General features: G+C 57.7%; 20 protein-coding genes. 8 read left to right on the forward strand and 12 right to left on the reverse strand.

The features are described 5' to 3' along the window. Positions 1–71 precede the first annotated feature (71 nt). The 4 genes from ACMGF7_RS18100 to mdtH form a co-directional block, all read right to left on the reverse strand. Positions 72–1712 (reverse strand): ABC1 kinase family protein, encoded by a 1641-nt coding sequence (locus tag ACMGF7_RS18100; protein WP_049240290.1) that lies wholly within the window; start codon positions 1710–1712, stop codon positions 72–74. Between the two features lie 32 nt (positions 1713–1744). After that, on the reverse strand, positions 1745–2392 hold the full coding sequence (gene grxB / locus ACMGF7_RS18105) for a glutaredoxin 2 (RefSeq protein WP_164094868.1): 648 nt from the start codon (positions 2390–2392) through the stop codon (positions 1745–1747). Positions 2393–2519: 127 nt separating this feature from the next. Continuing rightward, positions 2520–2768, reverse strand: a complete 249-nt coding sequence (locus tag ACMGF7_RS18110; protein ID WP_004929632.1) for a hypothetical protein — start codon at positions 2766–2768, stop codon at positions 2520–2522. A gap of 74 nt (positions 2769–2842) precedes the next feature. Continuing rightward, the gene (mdtH, locus tag ACMGF7_RS18115; protein WP_164094869.1) at positions 2843–4048 is read right to left on the reverse strand and encodes a multidrug efflux MFS transporter MdtH; all 1206 of its coding nucleotides are present in this window, start codon (positions 4046–4048) and stop codon (positions 2843–2845) included. A 346-nt stretch (positions 4049–4394) separates the two neighbouring features. On the opposite strand from mdtH, the gene rimJ reads away from it, so the two are divergent. The 4 genes from rimJ (at position 4395) to murJ (ending at position 8191) form a co-directional block, all read left to right on the forward strand. Beyond that, complete coding sequence (gene rimJ / locus ACMGF7_RS18120) at positions 4395–4979, forward strand: ribosomal protein S5-alanine N-acetyltransferase (protein WP_004929636.1); 585 nt, start codon at positions 4395–4397, stop codon at positions 4977–4979. A 9-nt stretch (positions 4980–4988) separates the two neighbouring features. Continuing rightward, positions 4989–5636: a YceH family protein gene (locus tag ACMGF7_RS18125; protein WP_049240294.1), complete on the forward strand. Its 648-nt coding sequence runs from the start codon at positions 4989–4991 to the stop codon at positions 5634–5636. Next, positions 5629–6549: a Gfo/Idh/MocA family protein gene (locus ACMGF7_RS18130; protein WP_164094870.1), complete on the forward strand. Its 921-nt coding sequence runs from the start codon at positions 5629–5631 to the stop codon at positions 6547–6549. Before ACMGF7_RS18125 ends, ACMGF7_RS18130 begins: the two co-directional genes overlap by 8 nt. A gap of 106 nt (positions 6550–6655) precedes the next feature. After that, positions 6656–8191, forward strand: a complete 1536-nt coding sequence (murJ, locus tag ACMGF7_RS18135; protein ID WP_015378142.1) for a murein biosynthesis integral membrane protein MurJ — start codon at positions 6656–6658, stop codon at positions 8189–8191. A gap of 62 nt (positions 8192–8253) precedes the next feature. Here murJ and argS read toward each other — a convergent pair whose 3' ends face one another. Beyond that, on the reverse strand, positions 8254–9984 hold the full coding sequence (argS, locus tag ACMGF7_RS18140) for an arginine--tRNA ligase (protein ID WP_049240298.1): 1731 nt from the start codon (positions 9982–9984) through the stop codon (positions 8254–8256). An 803-nt stretch (positions 9985–10787) separates the two neighbouring features. Here argS and ACMGF7_RS18145 point away from each other — a divergent pair. After that, on the forward strand, positions 10788–11351 hold the full coding sequence (locus tag ACMGF7_RS18145) for a VOC family protein (protein WP_049240299.1): 564 nt from the start codon (positions 10788–10790) through the stop codon (positions 11349–11351). Here the strand turns inward: ACMGF7_RS18145 and ACMGF7_RS18150 are convergent. Continuing rightward, a complete protein-coding gene (locus tag ACMGF7_RS18150) occupies positions 11348–12496 on the reverse strand; it encodes a MalY/PatB family protein (RefSeq protein WP_197799652.1) in 1149 nt (382 codons plus the stop codon). The two genes, ACMGF7_RS18145 and ACMGF7_RS18150, sit on opposite strands and share 4 nt — an antisense overlap. A gap of 101 nt (positions 12497–12597) precedes the next feature. Between ACMGF7_RS18150 and cutC the strand changes: the two genes are divergently transcribed. The 3 genes from cutC (at position 12598) to ACMGF7_RS18165 (ending at position 16032) form a co-directional block, all read left to right on the forward strand. Further along, positions 12598–13356 (forward strand): copper homeostasis protein CutC, encoded by a 759-nt coding sequence (cutC, locus tag ACMGF7_RS18155; RefSeq protein ID WP_049240301.1) that lies wholly within the window; start codon positions 12598–12600, stop codon positions 13354–13356. A 430-nt stretch (positions 13357–13786) separates the two neighbouring features. Beyond that, positions 13787–14191, forward strand: a complete 405-nt coding sequence (locus ACMGF7_RS18160; RefSeq protein ID WP_049240302.1) for a hypothetical protein — start codon at positions 13787–13789, stop codon at positions 14189–14191. Continuing rightward, positions 14188–16032: an FKBP-type peptidyl-prolyl cis-trans isomerase N-terminal domain-containing protein gene (locus ACMGF7_RS18165; protein ID WP_197799017.1), complete on the forward strand. Its 1845-nt coding sequence runs from the start codon at positions 14188–14190 to the stop codon at positions 16030–16032. The genes ACMGF7_RS18160 and ACMGF7_RS18165 overlap by 4 nt, the downstream gene beginning before the upstream one ends. A 70-nt stretch (positions 16033–16102) precedes the next feature. Here the strand turns inward: ACMGF7_RS18165 and ACMGF7_RS18170 are convergent, their stop codons facing one another. From ACMGF7_RS18170 to ACMGF7_RS18195, 6 genes are all read right to left on the reverse strand, one after another. Then, positions 16103–17593, reverse strand: a complete 1491-nt coding sequence (locus tag ACMGF7_RS18170; RefSeq protein ID WP_049240305.1) for a glucosyltransferase domain-containing protein — start codon at positions 17591–17593, stop codon at positions 16103–16105. Positions 17594–17769: 176 nt separating this feature from the next. Further along, positions 17770–18705, reverse strand: coding sequence for a glycosyltransferase family 2 protein (locus ACMGF7_RS18175; RefSeq protein ID WP_049240342.1), 936 nt, complete (start codon positions 18703–18705; stop codon positions 17770–17772). After that, positions 18705–19067: a GtrA family protein gene (locus ACMGF7_RS18180; protein ID WP_049240306.1), complete on the reverse strand. Its 363-nt coding sequence runs from the start codon at positions 19065–19067 to the stop codon at positions 18705–18707. Before ACMGF7_RS18180 ends, ACMGF7_RS18175 begins: the two co-directional genes overlap by 1 nt. Positions 19068–19251: 184 nt before the next feature. Then, entirely contained in the window at positions 19252–20223 is a 972-nt protein-coding gene (cmoB, locus tag ACMGF7_RS18185; RefSeq protein WP_049240307.1) for a tRNA 5-methoxyuridine(34)/uridine 5-oxyacetic acid(34) synthase CmoB, read from the reverse strand. Then, a complete protein-coding gene (gene cmoA, locus ACMGF7_RS18190) occupies positions 20220–20963 on the reverse strand; it encodes a carboxy-S-adenosyl-L-methionine synthase CmoA (RefSeq protein WP_049240308.1) in 744 nt (247 codons plus the stop codon). Before cmoA ends, cmoB begins: the two co-directional genes overlap by 4 nt. 102 nt (positions 20964–21065) lie before the next feature. Beyond that, positions 21066–21461 (reverse strand): MAPEG family protein, encoded by a 396-nt coding sequence (locus tag ACMGF7_RS18195; RefSeq protein ID WP_004932387.1) that lies wholly within the window; start codon positions 21459–21461, stop codon positions 21066–21068. Between the last annotated feature and the right edge of the window lie 16 nt (positions 21462–21477).

Below are 21477 nucleotides of genomic sequence, written 5' to 3' on the forward strand. Positions count from 1 at the left end.
CGGCAGGCGGCGATGTGCAGAGGATAGTGCGCGCAAAAACGGGCGACACCTATCGGATAACGCCGAAAGCGTCAGCGCCGCAATCGCAGCGCCAGGAGGATCACGCCGGCCAGGCAGGCCGCGGCCCCCAACAGCGGGAACAGCGGAATGCCCCACAACTGCAGTGAGGAGTGCATCAGATAAGGCGCCAGGCCCAGGGTGAAAGCGGCGGTGACAATGGCGATAGCCAGGGTGACGGCGGCGCGTTCCAGCGCTTTGCTCAACTGGCCGAGATTACTGACGTTGATATCGGCATTGAGCTGCCCGCGTTTTAGGCGGCGCACCAACAGCCGCAGGGTTTGCGGCAGTTCTTCCCCGGCGTCGAGCGCTTCCCCGCCCAGGGCCAATAACCGTTGGCGCACGGCGTCAGGGGCATAGCGTTGCAGCACCGTTTGTTGCAGCATCGGTTTGAGCGTGGCGACGATGTCGAAGGCGGGATCCAATCGGTGCAGCACGCCGTCGGCGGTGATTAACGCCTTGAACAGCAGCACCAGATCGGGCGGCAGCGCCAACTGGTGTTCACGCGCCATCACCAGTAGGTCGGTCAGAGCCTTGCCCAACGTCAGGGTGGTGGCGGCCTGTTTGTCGAGAAAGTTTTGCGCCGCCAGCTCCAGATCCATCAGATCCAGCGGTTCGCTGTCCGACCAGGCGATCAGCGTGTTGACGATGCCTTCGGACTGACGATCGGCAATGGCCTGCAGCAGCAGAAGCAACTGATTGCGCCGCCGCTCAGACAGTTGGCCCACCATGCCGAAGTCGATAAAGCCGACGCGGTCACCGCTCAGCGCCATGACGTTGCCGGGGTGAGGATCGGCGTGATACAACCGATGCTCCAGCACCATGCTCATAAAGGCGCGCGCGCCGCGTTGCGCCAGCAGCGGGCCGTCAAAGCCCGCCGCCGCCAATTGCTGAGGGTTCTCCGGCGCGGTGCCGGGCAAGTACTCCTGCACTAACAGGCGCGGAGAAGACCATTGCCAATAGATTTTCGGCACGACCACATCGGGTTCATGCGCGAACATCTTGGCGACGCGATCGCAGTTATGCCCTTCGTGAGTTAAATCCAGCTCGTGATTGAGTGCCGTCGCCAGCGCTCGGACCATCTGCCGCGGCCGATAGCGTGCCAGCGTGGGGCTCTGCTGCTCCACGGTTTCCGCCAGCGAGGCCAGCAGCCGCAGATCGGCGTGGATGGTTTTCGCCAAACCGGGCCGCAGCACTTTCACCACTACCTGTTCGCCGCTGTGCAAGCGGGCGCGGTAAATTTGCGCCATCGATGCCGCGGCCAGCGGCGTGCGATCGAATTCGGCGAACTGCTGCTCGGGCTCTCCCCCCAGATCGGCGATGATTTGCGGCGCCAGTGTTTCCCATGGCAACACCGCTGCCTGGCTGTGCAGGCGATCCAGTTCGTTGGTCCAGGCCGGATCCAGAAGATCAGAACGCGTGGCCAGGATCTGGCCGAATTTGACGAAGGTCGGGCCCAGCGCCTCGAGCGCTTCGCGCAGCCGCTCGGGCAGGGTTTGTGCGTCCTGTTGGACGGATCCTGCGCGGGCGCCGCGCAGCAAAGCCCCCAGGCCCAGCAGACGCAGAACGTCTTGCAGGCCGTAACGAATCAGAACGGAGGTAATTTCCTTCAGCCGCGCCCGATCGCGAGCGGTGGCGAGCACCATTTTCAGCATCAGTACGCTCTATCCTTTGGGTTATTCAAACGTTATTGTTCCATGTCCAGCAGCAACGGCACCTCGCTGCGCTGCGCCATGCGGTTGCGGTAGGTTTCCACGTTCTCCGGCAGCGCAACCCCGGCGACGATCGACAACGAGCGCAGCAGCGGGAACAGGTGGATATCGTCCTCGGACAGTTCGCCGTTTACCGCTTCGGCGGAAACGATCAGCGGGGACAGGGTTTGCAGATCGGCCTCCAACTGGGCGATCAGATCTGCGCTGTTGGCGAGATGCTCGGCGAAATCACCGATTGACGCCTGCTTTTTATCGATAAAATAACGGCGGGCGCTGTCGGTGGCGAACTCTTCGAAATCGGCATGCGCAATACGCGGCAACAGCAATTTTGCGCTGTACTCGCCGACCCGCTGCAGCCACTCGGCAATGGCCGGGTTGGTGCGGCCGGTCAGCACCGGCTTGCCGTCCAGGTTATCGACATAGCGCACGATATCCAGGCTTTCCGGCATCGCTTCGCCGTTGTCTTTGACCAGGATAGGCACCATTTTTTGGCCGATCAGGTTGAACGGAGTCGTCTCATCGTCGTTGAGCAACGTGACCAGGCGAATCGGCAGACGTTTCAGGCCAAAAATCATGCGGGCTTTAACGCAGAATGGGCAATGATCGTAAATGAACAGTTTCATGCTTGCTCCGGGTTGTCAGGTTTTAACAGCAATAGTTACCACAGCTTATCGAGGCTGTCTTGACGTGCGTGTGTTGGATGGTGCGTTATTGCGATATTGCCCGCGCACCGGCGCGGGCTAGGGGGCGTTATTTCTTGGCCGGTACCGAGTTGAGCACATCGATCAGGTGAATGCGAGCTTCTTCCAGGTCGATTTTGTCACGTTCGTTGGCGGCGGTGACGACCTGCAGCTGTTTGATAATATCGTTTTTCAGGCCGGCGTCGCTGGCGAGGATATGGGCCAGGGCCTTTTCCACCAGGGTGGAACGCGCATAAATCATGCGCAAGTTCAGTATCATATGTTCGAGTAGTTGCGGTAATTTTGCTTCTTCGCTCATGCCGACGGGCTCCTGTGGGGGGTTTTTACTAACAGGATAGCAGCTGTTGCCGATTCGGCCGGATTTCTATGGCGTTAACCGCCGCGCAGCATCATCGATGCACTGCGTTGCGGGCTGAACTGCCAGTACAGCGCCAGCAACGTAGCGAAGCCCACTGCCCCAAGCAGCAACCAGGGTAGCTCCGGCATGTTCATCGTGCGTCCGGTATCGTACATCCAGCCGCCGCCGGTGTAACCTAACGCGCCACCCAGCGCCAGACCAAGGCGGCTAAAGCCCATATAGCTGCCACGCGCACGTGGATCGGCCAGCGAAGCGCTCAGCGTCTCGCGCGCCGGTTCGGCGATGATCGAACCCAGGTAGAAACAGCAGATCAGCGTGAACACGCCTTGCAGGCTGCTGGCGAGGCCGATCGGCAGCAGGCTGAGCGTCATCAGCAGCAGGCCCGCCATCAGGCGCTGCTCAAGCCGGAAGTGTTTTTCTCCCCAACGCGCCAGCGGATAGAGCAGCGACAACGACAGCGCCGCTTCAATCGCATACATCCATTTCACCGCCGCCGGTGAGCCGGCAATTTCATTGACCACGATCGGCAGCATCAGCATCACCTGTACCGCCAGCATATAGTAGCCGGTCAGCGTCAGGACATAGGTGAGGAAGCGGCGATCGCGCACGACCCGCAACATGCCTTCTTTCATCGGCACGCGCACGGTGGAGATGCGGTAAGCCGGCAGTAACCAGGCGTTCCAGCCGGCGGCCAGCACGAAGATCGCCGCCCCGACCCAGCAGACAAAGTGGAAATCGTACTGCAGCAGCCAACTGCCGATCAGCGCGCCGACTACCGCGCCGGCGCTGTCCTGCATCATCAACAGCGAGAAAAAGCGGCCGCGTTCGTGCGGACGGGTCAGTTTGATCACCAAAGCGGTGCGCGGCGGATCGAACAGCGTGCCGCCGAGGGCGGACAGCGCGCAGGAGAACCACAGGATCCACGGCGCATCGGCCATCGCCATGGTGGCGAAACCGGCGGCGCGCAGAAGCATGCCGGTGACGATCATCGGCTTGGCGCCAAAGCGATCGGCGACCGCGCCGCCAAAGATGCCGAGCCCTTGTTGCAGCAGTTGACGCAAACCCAGCGCGATGCCGACGATCAGCGCCGCCCATCCCAATTGATCGACGAAGCGGATCGAAATAAGCGGGAACACGACAAAGAAGCCTAAAACCACCAGCAGGTTGTCGAGCAACAGAAAATATTTACCCAAGCTGCGCGCTTGCGACACCAGAGACATGCATCACCATGAGCAATTAAGAGAGAGGGGGAAGGCAACCCCACCATTCTCTACTCAATTGCCGGACGGCGACAGGGGCGGAGTAGATAATATTTTTTTATCGTCAAGGTGTTACCTGTGCTGCAAAATGGGCGGAAAAACGCCGTAAAACGCGTATTCGGCGATTTACTGAGCGACCGAGGTTTTACCTCGGGGGCGGGCTACGGTTATATTGAATGCAGGGAAGTGCGGTTCTGAAGCGCTATTGGCAAAATAAAATCATGCCATCAGATCGGCATCGGATGATTATCCACGCGGCTTCCCAATAAATACTTCTTATCGAACCGTTTTGACTGCGGGGGAAATGATGTTCGGCTACCGCTCTGCATCGCCAAAAGTACGTCTTACTACCGACCGGATGGTGGTCCGTTTAGTGCATGAACGGGATGCCTATCGTCTGGCGGATTATTATGCCGAGAACCGAGCCTTTCTCAAACCCTGGGAGCCGGTGCGCGACGAAAGCCATTGTTATCCTTCCGGCTGGCAGGCGCGTCTGGGGATGATCGCTGAAATGCAAAAGCAGGGCAGCGCCTACTATTTTATCCTGCTCGATCCAGAAGAGCAGGAAGTGCGCGGCGTGGCGAACTTCAGCAACGTGCTGCGCGGTTCGTTTCACGCCTGTTTCCTCGGTTATTCGCTGGGGGAGAAATGGCAGGGGCAGGGGCTGATGTTCGAAGCCTTGCAGTCCGCCATCCGCTATATGCTGCGCCAACAGCGCATGCACCGCATCATGGCCAACTATATGCCGCACAACCAGCGCAGCGGCGCATTGCTGACGCGTCTGGGATTCGAACGCGAAGGTTACGCCAAGGATTACCTGCTGATCGACGGCCAGTGGCAAGACCACGTTTTGACGGCATACACCAATAAAGAGTGGCTACCCCCACGTTGAGGCCAAACGATGAAATATGAATTGAACGCCAAAGAGGCCCGGGTCATCGGCTGCTTGTTGGAAAAACAGGTGACGACGCCGGACCAATACCCGCTTTCGCTTAACGCCATTACCCTGGCCTGTAATCAAAAGACCAACCGCGAGCCGGTGATGGATCTGAGCGAAAGCGAAGTGCAGCAGCTGCTCGATCTGTTGCTGCGCAAACATTTCCTGCGCACCCTCAGCGGGTTCGGCAATCGGGTTGTGAAATACGAGCAGCGGTTTTGCAATTCCGAGTTCGGCCAACTGAAGCTCTCTCCCGCCGAACTGGCGGTGATCGCCACCTTACTGCTGCGCGGCGCGCAAACGCCGGGCGAGCTGCGCACGCGCACCAACCGAATGCACGAGTTCAGCGATGTCAGCGAGGTTGAACAGGTGCTGCAACAGCTGGCCACCCGGGAAGATGGCCCGTTTGTGGTGCGCCTGGCGCGTGAGCCGGGCAAGCGCGAAAGCCGATTCATGCATCTGTTCAGCGGCCAGATTGATGAAGCGCCGCCGGCGGCGTTCGAATCCGAGTTCGATGGCGAACTGAGCGCCAGGGTTAGCGCATTGGAAAGCGAAGTGGCGGAACTGAAACGGCAGTTGCAACACCTGTTGGTGAGGGATGCGAATGACTAAATTGCGTGTAGGCGTGGTGGGATTGGGCAGTATCGCGCAGAAGGCTTATCTGCCAATCCTCAGCCAGGCGGCGGACTGGACGCTGGTGGGCGGTTTTTCGCCCAATCAGCAAAAAGCGCAGCCGCTGTGCGACAGCTACCGCATGGCCTGTTTCTCCCGGCTGGACAGCCTGGCCGAACAGTGCGACGCGGTCTTTGTTCACAGCAGCACCGCCAGCCATTTTTCGGTAATAGGCGAGCTGCTGAACCGCGGCGTGCACGTTTACGTCGATAAACCGCTGGCGGAGACGCTGGAGCAGGGCGAGCAGTTGCTTGAGCTGGCCGAGCGGCGAGGCAAAACGCTGATGGTGGGGTTCAACCGGCGTTTCGCGCCGCTTTACCGGCAGCTCAAGCAGCAAATGAACCAGCCGGCCTCCATTCGCATGGATAAACATCGGGCGGACAGCGTCGGCCCGCACGATCTGCGTTTTACCCTGTTGGATGATTATCTGCACGTGGTGGACACGGCGCTGTGGCTGGCGGGCGGCGGCGAGCAACTGCTGAGCGGCAGCGTGCGCACCAACGCCGCAGGCGAAATGCTGTACGCCGAGCATCACTTCGCCTGCGGCGATACGCAGGTGACGACCAGCATGCATCGCCGCGGCGGCAGCCAGCGCGAAAGCGTGCAGGCGGTGACAGACGGCGCGCTGTATCAGTTGACCGATATGCGCCACTGGCTGCGTGAAGATGCGCAGGGCGAGTTGGAACAACCGGTGCCGGGCTGGCAAAGCACGCTGGTGCAACGCGGCTTCGACGGTGCGGTGCGGCATTTCCTTGATGCCGTCGCCAATCAGAGCGCGCCGGAAACCGGCGGCGAACAGGCGCTGCTTGCCCAGCGGGTGGTCGAGCGTTTGCTGCGGGATAACTCTATGTAACATCTGGCGGTAGCTATTCTTTTCCGGATGCGTAAACTGAGCCGATTGTTTCACTGACGCCTGCTGTTGCAGGCGTTGATATTTACGGTACCTATCAGACAACCACATGAACCTACTCAAATCCTTGGCTGCCGTCAGCTCGATGACGATGTTTTCGCGGGTGTTGGGCTTTGCCCGCGATGCGATCGTCGCGCGGGTGTTCGGGGCCGGCATGGCAACGGACGCCTTCTTCGTGGCGTTCAAACTCCCGAATCTGTTACGCCGTATCTTTGCCGAAGGGGCATTTTCGCAGGCCTTCGTGCCGATCCTGGCCGAATACAAAAGCCAGCAGGGCGACGAGGCGACACGCACTTTTATCGCCTATGTCTCCGGGCTGCTGACGTTGGTGCTGGCGGTGGTGACGGTGCTGGGGATGTTGGCCGCGCCCTGGGTTATCTATCTCACCGCGCCGGGCTTTACCGATACGCCCGACAAGTTTGCCCTGACGTCGGCGCTGCTGCGCATCACATTCCCCTATATTCTGTTGATCTCGCTGGCGTCGCTGGTGGGGGCGATCCTCAATACCTGGAACCGCTTCTCGATCCCGGCCTTTGCGCCAACGCTGCTTAACGTCAGCATGATTGGCTTCGCGCTGTTCGCCGCGCCGTATTTCCACCCGCCGGTGCTGGCGCTGGCGTGGGCGGTGGTAGTGGGCGGCGTGCTGCAACTGGGCTACCAGCTGCCGCACCTGCGCAAGATCGGCATGCTGGTGCTGCCGCGCATCAAATTGGGCGATGCCGGAGTCTGGCGGGTAATGCGTCAGATGGGGCCGGCGATCCTTGGGGTGTCGGTCAGTCAAATCTCGCTGATCATCAACACTATCTTCGCATCGTTCCTGGTATCCGGCTCGGTGTCCTGGATGTACTACGCCGACCGCCTGATGGAATTTCCTTCCGGCGTGTTGGGCGTGGCATTGGGCACCATCCTGCTGCCGTCGCTGGCCAAAAGCTTCTCGAGCGGCAACCACGACGAGTATTCGCGCCTGATGGATTGGGGGCTGCGCCTGTGTTTCCTGCTGGCGTTGCCGAGCGCCATCGCGCTGGGCATTTTGGCCAAACCGTTGACCGTCTCGCTGTTCCAGTACGGCAAGTTCAGCGCCTTTGACGCGGCGATGACGCAACGCGCGCTGGTGGCTTACTCGGTGGGGCTGATGGGGCTGATCGTGGTTAAAGTGCTGGCGCCGGGCTTCTATTCGCGGCAGGACATCAAAACGCCGGTCAAGATCGCTATCATCACGCTGATCATGACGCAGGTGATGAACCTGGCGTTTATTGGTCCGCTGAAGCATGCCGGCCTGGCGTTGTCGATCGGCTTGGCGGCTTGCCTGAACGCCTCGCTGCTGTATTGGCAGCTGCGCAAGCAGAAGATCTTCCAGCCACAGCCGGGTTGGGCGCTGTTCCTCACTAAGCTGGTGATCGCCGTGCTGGCGATGTCGGCGGTGCTGATTGGCGTGATGTGGCTGATGCCGGCCTGGGATCAGGGCAATATGCTGGAACGTTTGCTGCGTTTGGCGGCGGTGGTGGTGGCCGGTGTCGTGGCCTACTTTGGCGTGCTGGCCGGGTTGGGTTTCCGCCCGCGTGATTTTGCGCGCCGCGTCGCCTGAGTCGAATGCAAGAACAAAAAAAGGTCGCCTTGGCGACCTTTTTACTTTCCGCGCGGTGCGGCTTACATACGTTCGACGGTTTCGATGCCCAGCGTATCCAGGCCGGTTTTCAGCGTTTTAGCGGTCAGCAGCGCCAGCTTCAGGCGGCTCTGACGGGTTTCTTCGCTGTCGGCGTTCAGGATCTGGCAGTGCTCGTAGAAGCCGGAGAACAAGCCGGCCAGATCATACAGGTAGCTGCACATGACGTGAGGCGTGCCTTCACGTGCGACGGTGGTGAGCACCTCTTCGAACTGCAGCAGGCGGGTAGCCAGCGCAATTTCACGCTCTTCGGTCAGCGTCAGCGGCAGTGTCAGGCTGCTTTCGTCGATCCCGGCGCGCTTGAATACCGATGCCACACGGGTATAGGCGTATTGCATATAAGGCGCGGTATTACCCTCGAAGGCCAGCATGTTGTCCCAGTCGAAGACATAGTCGGTGGTGCGGCTTTTCGACAGATCGGCGTATTTCACTGCGCCGATGCCGACCACGCGGGCCACGGTCTTCATTTCGTTTTGCGGCATGTCCGGGTTTTTGCCGGCGATCAGCTGTTCGGCGCGTTCGATGGCTTCATCCAGCAGATCGGAGAGCTTCACCGTGCCGCCCGAGCGGGTTTTGAACGGCTTGCCGTCTTTGCCCAGCATCATGCCGAACATGTGGTGTTCCAGCGAGACGGACTCCGGCACATAACCGGCCTTGCGCACGATGGTCCAGGCCTGCATCAGGTGCTGATGCTGACGGGAGTCGATGTAATACAGAACGCGGTTGGCCCCCAGCGTTTCGTAGCGATACTTGGCGCAGGCGATATCGGTGGTGGTGTAGAGGTAGCCGCCATCCTTTTTCTGGATGATGACGCCCATCGGGTCGCCGTCCTTGTTCTGGTATTCGTCGAGGAACACCACGGTGGCGCCTTCGCTTTCCACCGCCAGCCCTTTGGCTTTCAGATCGGCGACGATGCCCGGCAGCATCGCGTTATACAGGCTTTCGCCCATCACGTCGTCTTCGGTCAGCGTGACGTTGAGGCGGTTATAGGTCAGCTGGTTTTGCGCCATGGTGATGTCGACCAGCTTGCGCCACATTTTCAGGCAGTACTGATCGCCGCCCTGCAGCTTCACGACGTAAGCGCGCGCGCGCTCGGCGAACTCGGCGTCTTCGTCGTAGTGTTTTTTGGCTTCGCGATAGAACTGTTCCAAATCGGACAGGCCCATGTCGCTGGCGTTTTCGTTCTGCATTTTTTCCAGGTAGGCAATCAACATGCCGAACTGAGTGCCCCAGTCACCGACGTGGTTGGCGCGAATCACTTTATGGCCCAAAAATTCCTGGGTACGCGCCGCGGCGTCGCCGATGATGGTGGAACGCAGGTGGCCGACGTGCATCTCTTTCGCCACGTTCGGTGCGGAGTAGTCGATAACAATGGTTTGGGGCTCAACCGGCGCAATGCCCAGCTTCGGCGCGTTCAGCACCTGATCGGCCTGGCGGGCGACCCAATCGCTGTTCAGGAAAATGTTGATAAAGCCGGGACCGGCGATTTCCACTTTACCGGCGACGTCGCCGAGATCCAGCAGTTGCACCACTTTTTCCGCCAGCTGACGGGGCGGCATGCCCAGCTTTTTGGCGACTGACATCACGCCGTTGGCCTGGTAATCACCAAACTGCGCCTTGGCGGAAGGGCGGACCTGCGCTTCGCAATCGGCTGGCGCGCCAGCGGCGATCAGCGCCTGGCTGACTTTATCTGAAAGAAGAACCTGAATATTCACCGGGTTACCTTAATGACGAACGAGGGGCTGAAGCCAGCCCCTGCGGGATTCAACGGTGGCGGGCGCGATGGGCGACCGCCACAAAACAGCCTGTAATTGTAACCGATCTGACGGAGCCCGTCAGCAGTTGGCGTAAGTCGGTGCGCGGGCGAGAGGAGAGTAAGCGGCGGGGAGAAAAAAAGCAGGTGTCGAGAGAAAGAGTAAAATACGGATGCTGTATGATTCAGCGCTTTTTATTTCTGCGTCCGTTTCCCAGCGTGTTTGTTTGACGCTGTTTTATGTGACGATAAATAGCATACGCGGCGATAGCGAGCAGAGGCAGAGACAAAAGTAAAAGAAGCATGGCGATATCCGATATTGAATTTCAATCTAAAATAACGGAGCCGTTATTATGAATCAATGCGTTGGCTGTCATTTAAGATAACCCTTAGGATGAATGAGAGTGCTTTGATTTCTCACAGGATATCTCAAAATTCGGCATCATTTATTTTGCACGACGGCGAATGCTTTTTTCCCTTTTTGATCAATGCCATGCGGTGTTCATTACCGCAGTCACGGGGTGGTGACGCTTCTTTGCCGCCGTAAGATTAATGTTTCTTTTCATAGGAATATACCTCGATTTAGACCGAGAGTGCGCTATTTGGCGGTTTATCCTCAGGCATGCACCGCCGCGCCAGCATTACGGCGAAAGGATGCGAAACAGGTAAAATGCGCGCATAGGCCGGGTAAAGATGGTGGGCGGCGGTGCGGTCGTGTAAATTACGCCGTCTGAACAACCGCTATTCCTGAGTATTGAGGATTTTATGGCCATCTTGTCGACCGTTGCCGAACTGAACGATCTGACGCTCGATTTGCCGCGTTTCGAGCAGGCGCTGCATCAATTTGCCGCTAAATTGCGGCTTGATCTGGCCGCGTTCACCGCCGATCACATCTCCCTGCGCTGTCACCAGAATGCCACCGCCGAACGTTGGCGCCAGGGGCTGATGCAGTGCGGGACACTGCTATCCGAATCGATGATAAACGGGCGGCCTATCTGTCTGTTCGATTTGTCTCAGCCGCTGGCCGTAGGGCCGTGGCGGATAGACTGCATCGAGCTGCCGTATCCTGGGGAGAAGCGCTATCCGCACGAAGGCTGGGAACACGTCGAATTAGTGCTCAGTGGCGATCCTCAGACGCTGTACGCTCGGGCGTTGAGCCACCTTGCCGATGAGGCATTGTTGGCGCCGGGGATCAAGCTGAAGCAAAGCTCGCCAAAAGGCGAGGGCGAGCGGCTACCGAACCCGACGCTGGCCATCACCGACGGAACGGTCACGATCAAGTTTCATCCGTATTCCATTCGAGACATCGTCGCCAGCGAACAAAGTTAGCCAGGCAGCGCCGCACAGGCTCGCGCCATGCGCTCGAGCGCTTCATCGAGCAGGGCCCATCGGCAACCAAAGTTAAGCCGTACAAAGCGCCGATCGCCGAAGTCCAAGCCGGTGCTTAACCCAACGCCCGCACGTTCGAAGAACTGATGCGGGTTATCTACCGGCAGCGCGCTGCAGTCTATCCAGGCCAGGTAGGTGGCCTCGACGGGCAGCAACGTCAATCCCGGCATGGCGTTGATACGTTTTGTCAGCCGATCGCGATTGGCGCGCAGATAAATCAACTGCTCATCCAGCCAGGGTTGTCCGTATTGATAAGCCGCCTGCGCCGCCGCCAGCGCCAACAGATTGACCTCCGGCACGATGCCGCTGCGCGCGCGTTTCAGCTTTTGTCGCAATGCTTCGTTGGGAACGATCGCCATTGAGGCGCCGAGCCCGGCGAGGTTAAACGTCTTTGACGGTGACATCAGCGTCACGCTGCGTTGGGCCGCGTCTTCATTCAGGGTGGCGAAGGGGATATGCCGCGCGCCGGGCTCAAGCAGCAGTTCGCAGTGGATTTCATCCGAACAGACGATTAAATCATGTTCGCGAGCGAATTGATGGTGCTGCAACAACTCCTCTCGGCGATACACGGTGCCACCGGGATTCTGCGGGTTGCACAGCAACAGGAGTTTTTCGTTGCCGTTGAGCTGATCATGCATCGAGGAAAAATCCAGTCCCCAACGCTGGTTGACCGCTGTTAGCGATACCGGAAGGTGTTTACGCCCGGCGAATTTGGCCGCTTTGCGAAACGGCGGATAAATGAGCGAGGGGGCCAGCGTGCTCTGATGTTCTTCGGTGCAGGCCCGCACGCACAGGTTCAGGCCGCACACCAGGCCAGGCAGGAAAATGATCCATTCAGGCTTGATGTGCCAATCATAGCGCTCTACCATGCGGCGGGTAAAAACCTCAATAAGATCAGGGGATGGGTGGGTGTAGCCGAATACGCCGTGTGCTACGCGGCGCTGCAAGGCTTCGATCACCGCCGGCGGTGAGGTGAAATCGCTGTCGGCGACCCAAAGCGGGATGATGTCGCTGCCGCGATATTTATCCCACTTAACGCTGTCACTGTGACTGCGGTCTACCCATTGATCAAAATTGAATGCCATAGTGATAACCCTGAGCCGGTTTATGCCTATGCATGAGCCTACGTGAGAAATGAAGAAATGAACAATTGCCGCCGTATGTTGGCCGTTATCTGGGGGTGACAATGATAAAACTGGAAGTTTGTTGCTTTAGCGTCGACTGTGCGCTGACGGCCGAACGGGCGGGCGCCGATCGCATCGAGTTGTGCGCCAGCCAGAGCGAAGGGGGATTGACGCCGAGCTATGGCACGCTGCGTCTGGCGCGTGAGCGGGTTGCGATCCCGGTGCATCCGATCGTTCGCCCGCGCGGTGGCGATTTCTGCTACGGCGCGGTGGATTTCGAAGTGATCAAACAAGATATCCGCCAAATTCGCGAGATGGGGTTCCCCGGCGTGGTGGTTGGCATGCTGGACGACGAAGGGCACATCGATCTGCCGCGCATGCGCGAAGTGATGAGGCTGTGCGAGGGCATGGCGGTGACCTTCCATCGCGCGTTCGACATGTGCCAGAACCCGATGGTGGCGCTGGAGCAACTGACCGAGCTGGGGGTGGCGCGCATTCTGACCTCCGGCCAGCAGCAGAGCGCCGAACTTGGCCTGCCGCTGCTGCGCGATTTGTGCCAGGCCAGCCAGGGCCCGGTGATCATGGCGGGTGCCGGCGTGCGCCTCAGCAATCTGCACAAGTTTGTCGATATCGGCCTGCATGAACTGCACAGCTCTTCCGGCCATCTGGTGCCGTCGACCATGCGTTATCGCAAGGCGGGCGTCACCATGTGCTCCGATAATGAGTTTGACGAATTTAGCCATTATTGCGTGGATGGCGAAATGGTGGAGGCGATGAAAAACGCGCTGGCCTTGGTTGATCCTCTGGCGCAAAGCGCATAAGCACGCAGTTAGCCGCGTTTGACAACCGGTTTCCGGGCCGTAAGACCCCTTTGCGTGTCACTGAGCCCTCGGCGATCACGCAAGTACCAGGCCCCGGCGTTTTGCCGGGGCTTTTTTTATGTTTTGTAAAGACCATTCGCCCGTTTCAACGCGGTATCTCGGTCGACCAACCCCCCATCTCTTCTTGCGATCGTCATGTCCTGCTGATAAGTTTGTGAGTTAAAATCCTTTTAATATCATAATATTAAATGATTTTTTGATATGTATTGATGCAGTAAATGATTGGCGCCATGCCTCTCAATGCTGCGTCTGCATTTTCATGTCCGAACACAGCTTGGCTGATGGCCGGAACATCACAGCATCAATGAGGAGAGCCGTCAGCTCGACTGCAGAGCGCGTTGGCGGCAGACTTAACAAGGAGATAATGATAATGACCCGAACGGCACACTGTTGGATCGCGGCGCTTTTACTGACGTTGGCCCTGACCGGCTGCCAGACCGCCAAGCGGCCCGTTTCTACATTGAGTAAGCCGCCCAGCGCAGAAGAAGTTGCGGAGCAAGATAAGCGGCAGCGTGAGGCCGAGCGCATGCAACAGTGCCAGCGCGAACTGGATGCCATGCGCGGCATGGATAACGAGAAATATCAGAAATTCAAACGCGAGTTCGATACCTTGATGAGCGGCGCCGCGCAGTATGCCGGGGTACGTCAGCGGGTCAACACGGGCACGCAGGAAACCGTCGACGCGCTGTATCGTTATCGCACCAGCCGTCTCTGCGCAGACATCAGTTCTGCCATGATGACCGGCCTGGCTGAGCGCGGAGAACGCGCCCAATGACCCCTCGTGCAAGAAAGGCATTATTGAGCCTGATGATACCGCTGGCGTTTGCGCCGGCGGTGGCCGCGGCGGATGACGATGTGCCGGCGTTATTGCAGTTTGCCGAGCGTTATCAGCGGCAGGACGCACCGGCGGCTGATACCGTGGTTACCCCATCTCAGGAAACCCAAAAGCCGGCGTCCCGGCCGGTTCAGATTCGTGAAACGGCTGCGCAGAGAAAGCAACTGACGCAGTTGCAAAAGGCGCTGCGTGAGAAAGAGACTCGATTGGAACAACAGCAAGCCGCTATTCAATCACTGCAGCAGGAGCTGACCGCGCTGCGCGTTGCGTCATCCCTGACGGCTGCCGATAAACCGGCACCTGCTCCCGATCTGAGCGCCTTGAGCGACTTCGCCAGCGGCGTGCGACAGGCGCTGAATCTGACGCCGCAGGAGCGCAAGGCTCAGGCGCAGATCGCCGAAGCGCAAGCCGCGTTAGCGCGGCAAAAGCAACAAACCGCGGAGCGAGATCGGCGCATTGCCTTGCTGGAACAACGGCTGGCGGCCTTGCCTAAACCGGCGGAAAACGCTCGGCAGCAGGTTTGGGAGGAGAAGCTGGCGGCGGCGCAAACCGCCAACGATAAAGCGCGTCAGCTTTATGAGCAGGACAAAAAAGCGGCCGCCGCTGAGCTGGAACGACAGAAGGCCGAAGCCGCCAAGTTGACGGGGGAACGGCAGCGGCAGCTGGCACAACTGCAGAAAGAACAGGGTGTCCAACGCCAACAGGCCGAACAACAGGAGAAAAACCTGAAGATGGCGCTGGAGCAGCAAAAGATCGAGACCGCCAAAGCGACGGGGGAACTTCAGCAGCAACTGGCAGCGCTGCAAAAAGAGCGTGATGACCAACGCCAGCAGGCCGAGCGGCAAGAGAACAGCCTGAAGGCGGCGCTGGCAAAGCAGGCGATAGAAGCCGCCAAAGCGACGGAGGAACTGCAGCGGCAGTTGGCGCAACTGCAGGAAAAAAACAAAACGCAAACCGAGCAGGCCAAAACGCTGGAACAACGTCTGGCGGCGGTGATGGCGGAAAGCGCGCAGGCAGCGCAGAAGAGGGATGAAGCGACGCAACGGGCGGATAAAACGGCAACGGAGCTGGCTGCCGCCCATCAGGCTCAGCAAGCTTTGCAAGACGAACTGAGCGGGCTGAGATCGCGGGCCAAATGGTTGCCGGAGGTGAAAACACTGAAGAAAAAGCCGGAACAACAGAGCTATGCTGCCGGCGTCGCCCTGGGGCGCGACATTCAAACGATGCTGGCGGAGCGTAAAAATTGGGGCATCACACCCGATAAAACCGTGCTGCTGGCGGGCGTAATTGATACCTTCAACGGCCATTACCAGTTAAGCGATGCGCAGCTGGCCAGCGCATTGGCGGAGTCGGAAAAAGCGGTGAACGACGCCAGAAGCCAGGCGGCGAAGACGCAAACCAGCAAAGGCGAAGCGTTCGTTGCCGAGTTCAAAAAGAAGAAGGGCACGCAGAAATCGCCAGCCGGCTTCTGGTATCGCATCGATTATATGGGGGATGAAACCATTGCGGAAAACGCGCGGGTGGATATCGTGGTGAAAGAGAGCTTGACCGACGGCAGCGTGATTCAGGATATGGATCGCAGTGGAAAGGTGATGTCTCAGCCGCTTTCCGCCTATCCGCCGTTATTCCGTGAGGCGATCGGCCATCTGAAAAATCATGGCACATTGACGATGGTGGTGCCGCCGGAGTTGGCATACGGTGAAACGGGCTATGCGCCGCAGATCCCGCCGAACGCGACGATGGTGTATGAGTTGCGCATCGCAGACGCCGGCAAGCCGTAAACACGGCGGCTCAGGGGCAGCGCTGCCAGCCCCTGAGCGCCAAAATCGGGCAGGGGGAAACCTGCAACGTTCAACGGTTCTCTTTCAACGAAATGACTTTGTAAATGCCGACCTCGTTGATTGAATACATATCCCGATCCAAAACCTGATTTTCCTGCGTCACTCCTGCCAGGGCGAGATTGAAATCTTGTTGCGGCGGCATTTTGGTTCCCTGCAAAAATACGTTATGTTCAAGCGCCGTGTAACTCCATATCCAACGTATCAGGTTCCGTTGAATCAAGGCTTCGAGAATGGGAAATTTTTCGATGGAATGAGCGGTGACCACGGCATAGGGGGCTTTGCCCGTGATGATCACTTTGTCGCGTTTGACGTCATATTTCAGCGTATATAAATCTTCAGCGATGCGCCGGGCGAGGTAGGTTTCCAGATCGCGCTGTTTCTGCAACGCCGCTGAATAGCTGTAGGCCAGACTGGTAAGCAACATAAACAGCGGCAACACCAGCAGCGGCGCCGCAGAACGATACCGTTTGGCGAACAGGCTCGCTACGCCGTAGAGAATGAAAAAGATGACGGAGACAAACCCCACCAAGACGCGTGGTGAAAGAACCGGCATTTTGAGAAACAGCAAAACGCCGGAGGTGCTGAGCAGAAGCAACGGCGGCGACGCCAGGATGGCGCCGGCGATGGCGAGCGTGGCGATGCCCGCGCCGTTGTTTTTCAGGTAACGCACGGCGATGATGCCTACCGCGATGACGATCAGCGCCAAATACAGTGCAAACAGATACAAGAAGCCGGCGTTTTTGAACAGGCCCAGCGCTTGAGCGTTATAGGCCGTAAAGTTGGCGAATAAGGTGTGTATGTCAAAGGTAGCTTCGCTGTGCTCAATGCTGTAACTGCCGGAGATGGTTTTTCGCACGATGAGCTTGGAATAGATTAAAACGCCGAGGGCGAGCGCCGCTAAGGATTTTAGCAGGGTGCTGAAGATGACTTTTGGCGCCAGATTTTCTCTGGCTTGATGAACAAGCAAGATCACTGTAAATGCGAGATAAATGTTGATTGATGCCTGGTAGAGCGAAAGCACCAATATAAGCAACGCGGTTTTAAATGAGATCTCAATGGCGGCGGCGTATCGGGTTTGTAACGTGGCTGAGAATATCGCTAGGGCGATACTCAGGCTCATGGTTAACGCGTCAAATCGATAGGACAAATTTTCCAGCAGGTAGGGGCTGGCGATTAACGACAATGCCGCCAACGCGCTAAGCAGCGTGTTGCCATCAAAAAAAGTTTTTCCGACATGCCGGCCGACAACGATGAATACCATCACCGCCATCAATTGGGGTAAAGGGGATGTATCGGTCAGCGGCATACCGGCGTTTAACAGAATCATTATCATATCGGCGGCGGGGCGGCCGTTAGCGGTCCAGTGAGCGAAACCGTGAATGGAACGGCCGAGATCATCGATATAATAGCCATCGGAAATAAGGAGCGGGAAGGTATAGAACAAACAAAAAAAGCTGGCCAGCAATAAATAGTTCCGCGTCATTTGATCCATTTCACCCATCCGATATTTCATTATGCTATCGCGTCGTTCTTCGGTTCGCCCTGAAGGTGAGCTACGCCTGTCGGTCCAGCAGTATAGGCAGAATAAAACCGGTGATATATAAGAATATTACAGGTTTTCTCGCTATTTAGGATTAGTTCCAGCCGCCAAGAAGCGGCATTATCGACCTCCGGCGCTTATTGCTTATCCTTATCATCCGGCTCATCTTCAATAATATACCGGGGCCGCCCTTTGCTTTCGATGTAGATCCGGCCGATATATTCACCGAGGACGCCGATGCCGATTAGTTGCACGCCTCCGAGAAAGAGGATGGAAACCAGCAATGAAGGGTAGCCTTTTACCGGGTTGTCCCAGATAAGCTTGTCGATAATCATATAAGCGCCATACAAAAAGGACAGCGTTGCGACGGATAAACCGATGTAAGACCATACCCTCAGCGGCACGGTAGAGAAGCTGGTGATGCCTTCAAGCGCCAGGTTCCACAGGCGCCAACCGTTGAATTTTGAGGTGCCGGCGCTGCGTGGCGCCCTGTCGTACTCGACGATATCAGTTTTACCGCCCACCCAGGAGAGGATCCCTTTCATGAAAAGGTTGCGTTCCGGCATCTTTTGGATGTTTTCGACGGTGCGGCGCGAGAGCAGCCGGAAGTCGCCCACGTTTTCTTCGATCCGCGGTTTACTTATTTTGTTGTGCAAGAAATAGAACCATTCCGCCATAGTGCGTTTGAAAAGACCGTCGCGGTTGCGGGTACGCCTTTTCGCCAGCACGATGTCTGCGCCTTTTTCCCAACGTTGCAGCAACAGAGGAATGACTTCGATCGGATCTTGCAGATCGACGTCGATGGGGATCACAACATCTCCGGACGCGTGCTCCAGGCCAGCGAACAGCGCCGCTTCTTTACCGAAGTTGCGTGTAAAGTTGATTTTGGATACCAGACGATCGTTTTTCGCCAGCGTGGCGACGATCGCTGCCGTGCTATCTCTGCTGCCGTCGTTAACAAAAATGATTTCAACGTCGTAGTCGTGTAGCGGCGTAAATTCCCTGACCGCCCGATAGAATTCGTTTATCGTCGCTTCTTCATTAAAAACAGGAACAACCAATGAGATCCGCATCATTTCATTTCCTTGAAGACGAGATATCGTGAATAGAAAAATCCTAAGCACAGGCTGAGAGCGGAAAAGCTCACCAAAGTCACGACAGGCGGAAAATTGAATTTATCCGAAGTCATGCCGGTCGCGAAACTTAACGCACCCAGAAACACAACATACATGAGATAACGACCGAGGGTCGCGTGGGATTTGAATGTAAATCTGCAGTTGGCAAAAAAAGAAAACGTTACGGCGATGCAGAATGCGATCAAATTGCTGCTGCCTTGATTCACGGCGGCACCATAGACAAAAATCGCAAAAACGCACCAATGAATTAGCGTATTGAGTAGGCCAACAGAAATATAACGAGAAAGCTGTTTGAGCATGTCTTTTCTGCAGGGCGCTATTAATGGAATAGTTAGCGATTCTGCCGTCGTTTATGGTTCAAGGCAAGTAAACATTCGCGGCGGACCGCACGCTTTACACGGCGGGCAGAATCAACACCCGAGGCGGGGCGAAGAAAAATAGAGGGGCAGGACGCGCCGACGGGAGTGACCGGCGCATCGACGTTTAAGGTTTTTTGGCAACCAACACGGCGCGCAGCGGCGCAGGATAGCCTTCAACCGTTTTGCTGCGGTCGTTCGGGTCGAGGAATTCAGCCAGCGACTCGCTGGTCATCCAGTCTGTACGGCGCTGTTCTTCGAGGCTGGTGACGCACATATCGGCGATTTTCACGTCGACGAAGCCGCATTTCTCCAGCCAGCATTTCAGCGCTTCGGCGGAAGGAATGAAATACACGTTGCGCATCTGCGCATAACGGTCGCCCGGCACCAGCACCTGGTGGCGATCGCCTTCCACCACCAGCGTTTCCAGCACCAGTTCGCCTTCAGCTACCAGCTGATTTTTCAACTGATACAGATGATCGAGCGGCGAGCGGCGATGATACAGGACGCCCATCGAGAACACGGTGTCGAACGCCGCCAGTTCCGGCAACTGCTCGATGCCGAGCGGCAGCAGGTGGGCGCGCTGATCGCCGCCCAACAGTTTGCGCACCGCTTCAAACTGGCACAGGAACAGCTGCATCGGATCGATGCCTACGGCAAAGTGTGCGCCGGCGCCGATCATGCGCCACAGGTGATAACCGCTGCCGCAGCCGACGTCGAGAATGGTGCGTCCGGCCAACGGGGAGATATGCGGCAGCACGCGATCCCACTTCCAGTCGGAATGCCATTCGGTATCGATATCGATGCCATACAGCGAGAACGGCCCTTTACGCCACGGCATCAGGGTGCGCAGCATTTTCTCGACGCCTTCAAGCTGGCCCGGCGACAGGCCAGGCTCCATCTCAGCGCGCACGCCGTGCAGCAGATCGAGACGGGTGGGGGTCAGCGTCGGCAAATGCTCCACCGAGTTGAACCACTGCTTGAATTTGCCGTGCAGCGATTCGCGTTGCCAGGCGCTCAGCTGCGCGGGCAGCGTATCCAGCCAGTGGCTGAGGGGGCTCTTGGCAATGCGCTGATAGAAATCACCGAATTCGATCATTGCGCATCCCCCGCTTTCAGGGCGATCAGCGAACCGAAGTTGAAGCACTGGAACCACACTTCGGCATGCTCGAATCCGGCCTGTTGCAGACGCGCCTTGTGCGCCTCCACCGAATCGGTCAGCATCACGTTTTCCAGCATGCTGCGTTTTTGGCTGATCTCCAGCTCGCTGTATCCGTTGGCGCGTTTGAAATCGTGGTGCATGTTGAACAGCAGCTCGCCGACTTCGGCGTCTTCAAAGCTGAATTTTTCCGACAGCACCAGCGCGCCGCCCGGGCGCAGGCCACGATAGATTTTCTCCAGCAGGCGCAGGCGATCGGCCGGCTCGAGGAACTGCAGCGTAAAGTTCAGTACCACCATCGAGGCGTCTTCGATGTCGATGTCGCGAATGTCGGCTTCGATAACCTCAACCGGCGTGTCGGCGCGGAAGGCGTCAATATGGCGGCGGCAACGTTCCACCATCGCCGGCGAATTGTCGACGGCGATGATATTGCAGCCGGGCACCTTGATATTCCGCCGCATTGACAGCGTCGCCGCGCCCAGCGAGCAGCCCAGGTCATACACCCGGCTGTCGGGTTGCACAAAACGTTCGGCCAGCATGCCGATCATCGAGATGATGTTGGAATAGCCGGGAACGGAGCGTTGGATCATGTCGGGGAACACTTCGGCGACGCGTTCGTCGAAGGTCCAGTCGCCCAGTTTGGCGATGGGGGCGGAGAAAAGAGTATCGCGGTTTGGCATAGCGGCAAATCAGTTCAGAATTCGAAGCTGCGTAGTCTAACAGAAAAGCGCAAAAAAGCGGAGCGGAAGCAGGCGGCGCGGCCGCCTGATGATAAAACGGGATCAGTGCAGGCTGAAAATCAGATCCCAAGGCAGATAGAAGATATTTGCCAGAACCATCAACAACAAAGAGATATAGGTCGCGGCCATACCTGAACGGCGCCAGCGCACCTCGCGGTTGCGTAAACCGTAGTAATGCACCAGCCGTCCGGCCATCAGCATCAGGCCGCAGAGGTGAATCATCCAGATTTCCGCGCCGTTCATTTCCATGATCACCAGCAATACGGCAGCGATAGGAATGTATTCAACGGCGTTGCCATGCACGCGGATGGCAGTCTGCAATTCGTAGAAACCGCCGTCGCCGTAGGCTACGCGGTACTGCATCCTTAACCTGACTACGTCATAAGAGAGTTTGATCAACAACAATGCGCCGAGCACCACATAAAGCGCGCTTACCATTTTTAACTCCGTTCCC

Origin of the sequence: Serratia sp. BNK-17 (assembly GCF_048684935.1) — a bacterium.
GTDB classification, from domain to species: domain Bacteria; phylum Pseudomonadota; class Gammaproteobacteria; order Enterobacterales; family Enterobacteriaceae; genus Serratia; species Serratia nematodiphila.

What these genes read in the sequence shown, in the direction of transcription:
- ACMGF7_RS18100 (WP_049240290.1), bottom strand. Translation starts at nt 1,712, where the DNA reads ATGCTGAAAATGGTGCTCGCCACCGCTCGCGATCGGGCGCGGCTGAAG.
- grxB (WP_164094868.1), bottom strand. Translation starts at nt 2,392, where the DNA reads ATGAAACTGTTCATTTACGATCATTGCCCATTCTGCGTTAAAGCCCGC.
- ACMGF7_RS18110 (WP_004929632.1), bottom strand. Translation starts at nt 2,768, where the DNA reads ATGAGCGAAGAAGCAAAATTACCGCAACTACTCGAACATATGATACTG.
- mdtH (WP_164094869.1), bottom strand. Translation starts at nt 4,048, where the DNA reads ATGTCTCTGGTGTCGCAAGCGCGCAGCTTGGGTAAATATTTTCTGTTG.
- rimJ (WP_004929636.1), top strand. Translation starts at nt 4,395, where the DNA reads ATGTTCGGCTACCGCTCTGCATCGCCAAAAGTACGTCTTACTACCGAC.
- ACMGF7_RS18125 (WP_049240294.1), top strand. Translation starts at nt 4,989, where the DNA reads ATGAAATATGAATTGAACGCCAAAGAGGCCCGGGTCATCGGCTGCTTG.
- ACMGF7_RS18130 (WP_164094870.1), top strand. Translation starts at nt 5,629, where the DNA reads ATGACTAAATTGCGTGTAGGCGTGGTGGGATTGGGCAGTATCGCGCAG.
- murJ (WP_015378142.1), top strand. Translation starts at nt 6,656, where the DNA reads ATGAACCTACTCAAATCCTTGGCTGCCGTCAGCTCGATGACGATGTTT.
- ACMGF7_RS18145 (WP_049240299.1), top strand. Translation starts at nt 10,788, where the DNA reads ATGGCCATCTTGTCGACCGTTGCCGAACTGAACGATCTGACGCTCGAT.
- ACMGF7_RS18150 (WP_197799652.1), bottom strand. Translation starts at nt 12,496, where the DNA reads ATGGCATTCAATTTTGATCAATGGGTAGACCGCAGTCACAGTGACAGC.
- cutC (WP_049240301.1), top strand. Translation starts at nt 12,598, where the DNA reads ATGATAAAACTGGAAGTTTGTTGCTTTAGCGTCGACTGTGCGCTGACG.
- ACMGF7_RS18160 (WP_049240302.1), top strand. Translation starts at nt 13,787, where the DNA reads ATGACCCGAACGGCACACTGTTGGATCGCGGCGCTTTTACTGACGTTG.
- ACMGF7_RS18165 (WP_197799017.1), top strand. Translation starts at nt 14,188, where the DNA reads ATGACCCCTCGTGCAAGAAAGGCATTATTGAGCCTGATGATACCGCTG.
- ACMGF7_RS18170 (WP_049240305.1), bottom strand. Translation starts at nt 17,593, where the DNA reads ATGGGTGAAATGGATCAAATGACGCGGAACTATTTATTGCTGGCCAGC.
- ACMGF7_RS18175 (WP_049240342.1), bottom strand. Translation starts at nt 18,705, where the DNA reads ATGCGGATCTCATTGGTTGTTCCTGTTTTTAATGAAGAAGCGACGATA.
- ACMGF7_RS18180 (WP_049240306.1), bottom strand. Translation starts at nt 19,067, where the DNA reads ATGCTCAAACAGCTTTCTCGTTATATTTCTGTTGGCCTACTCAATACG.
- cmoB (WP_049240307.1), bottom strand. Translation starts at nt 20,223, where the DNA reads ATGATCGAATTCGGTGATTTCTATCAGCGCATTGCCAAGAGCCCCCTC.
- cmoA (WP_049240308.1), bottom strand. Translation starts at nt 20,963, where the DNA reads ATGCCAAACCGCGATACTCTTTTCTCCGCCCCCATCGCCAAACTGGGC.
- ACMGF7_RS18195 (WP_004932387.1), bottom strand. Translation starts at nt 21,461, where the DNA reads ATGGTAAGCGCGCTTTATGTGGTGCTCGGCGCATTGTTGTTGATCAAA.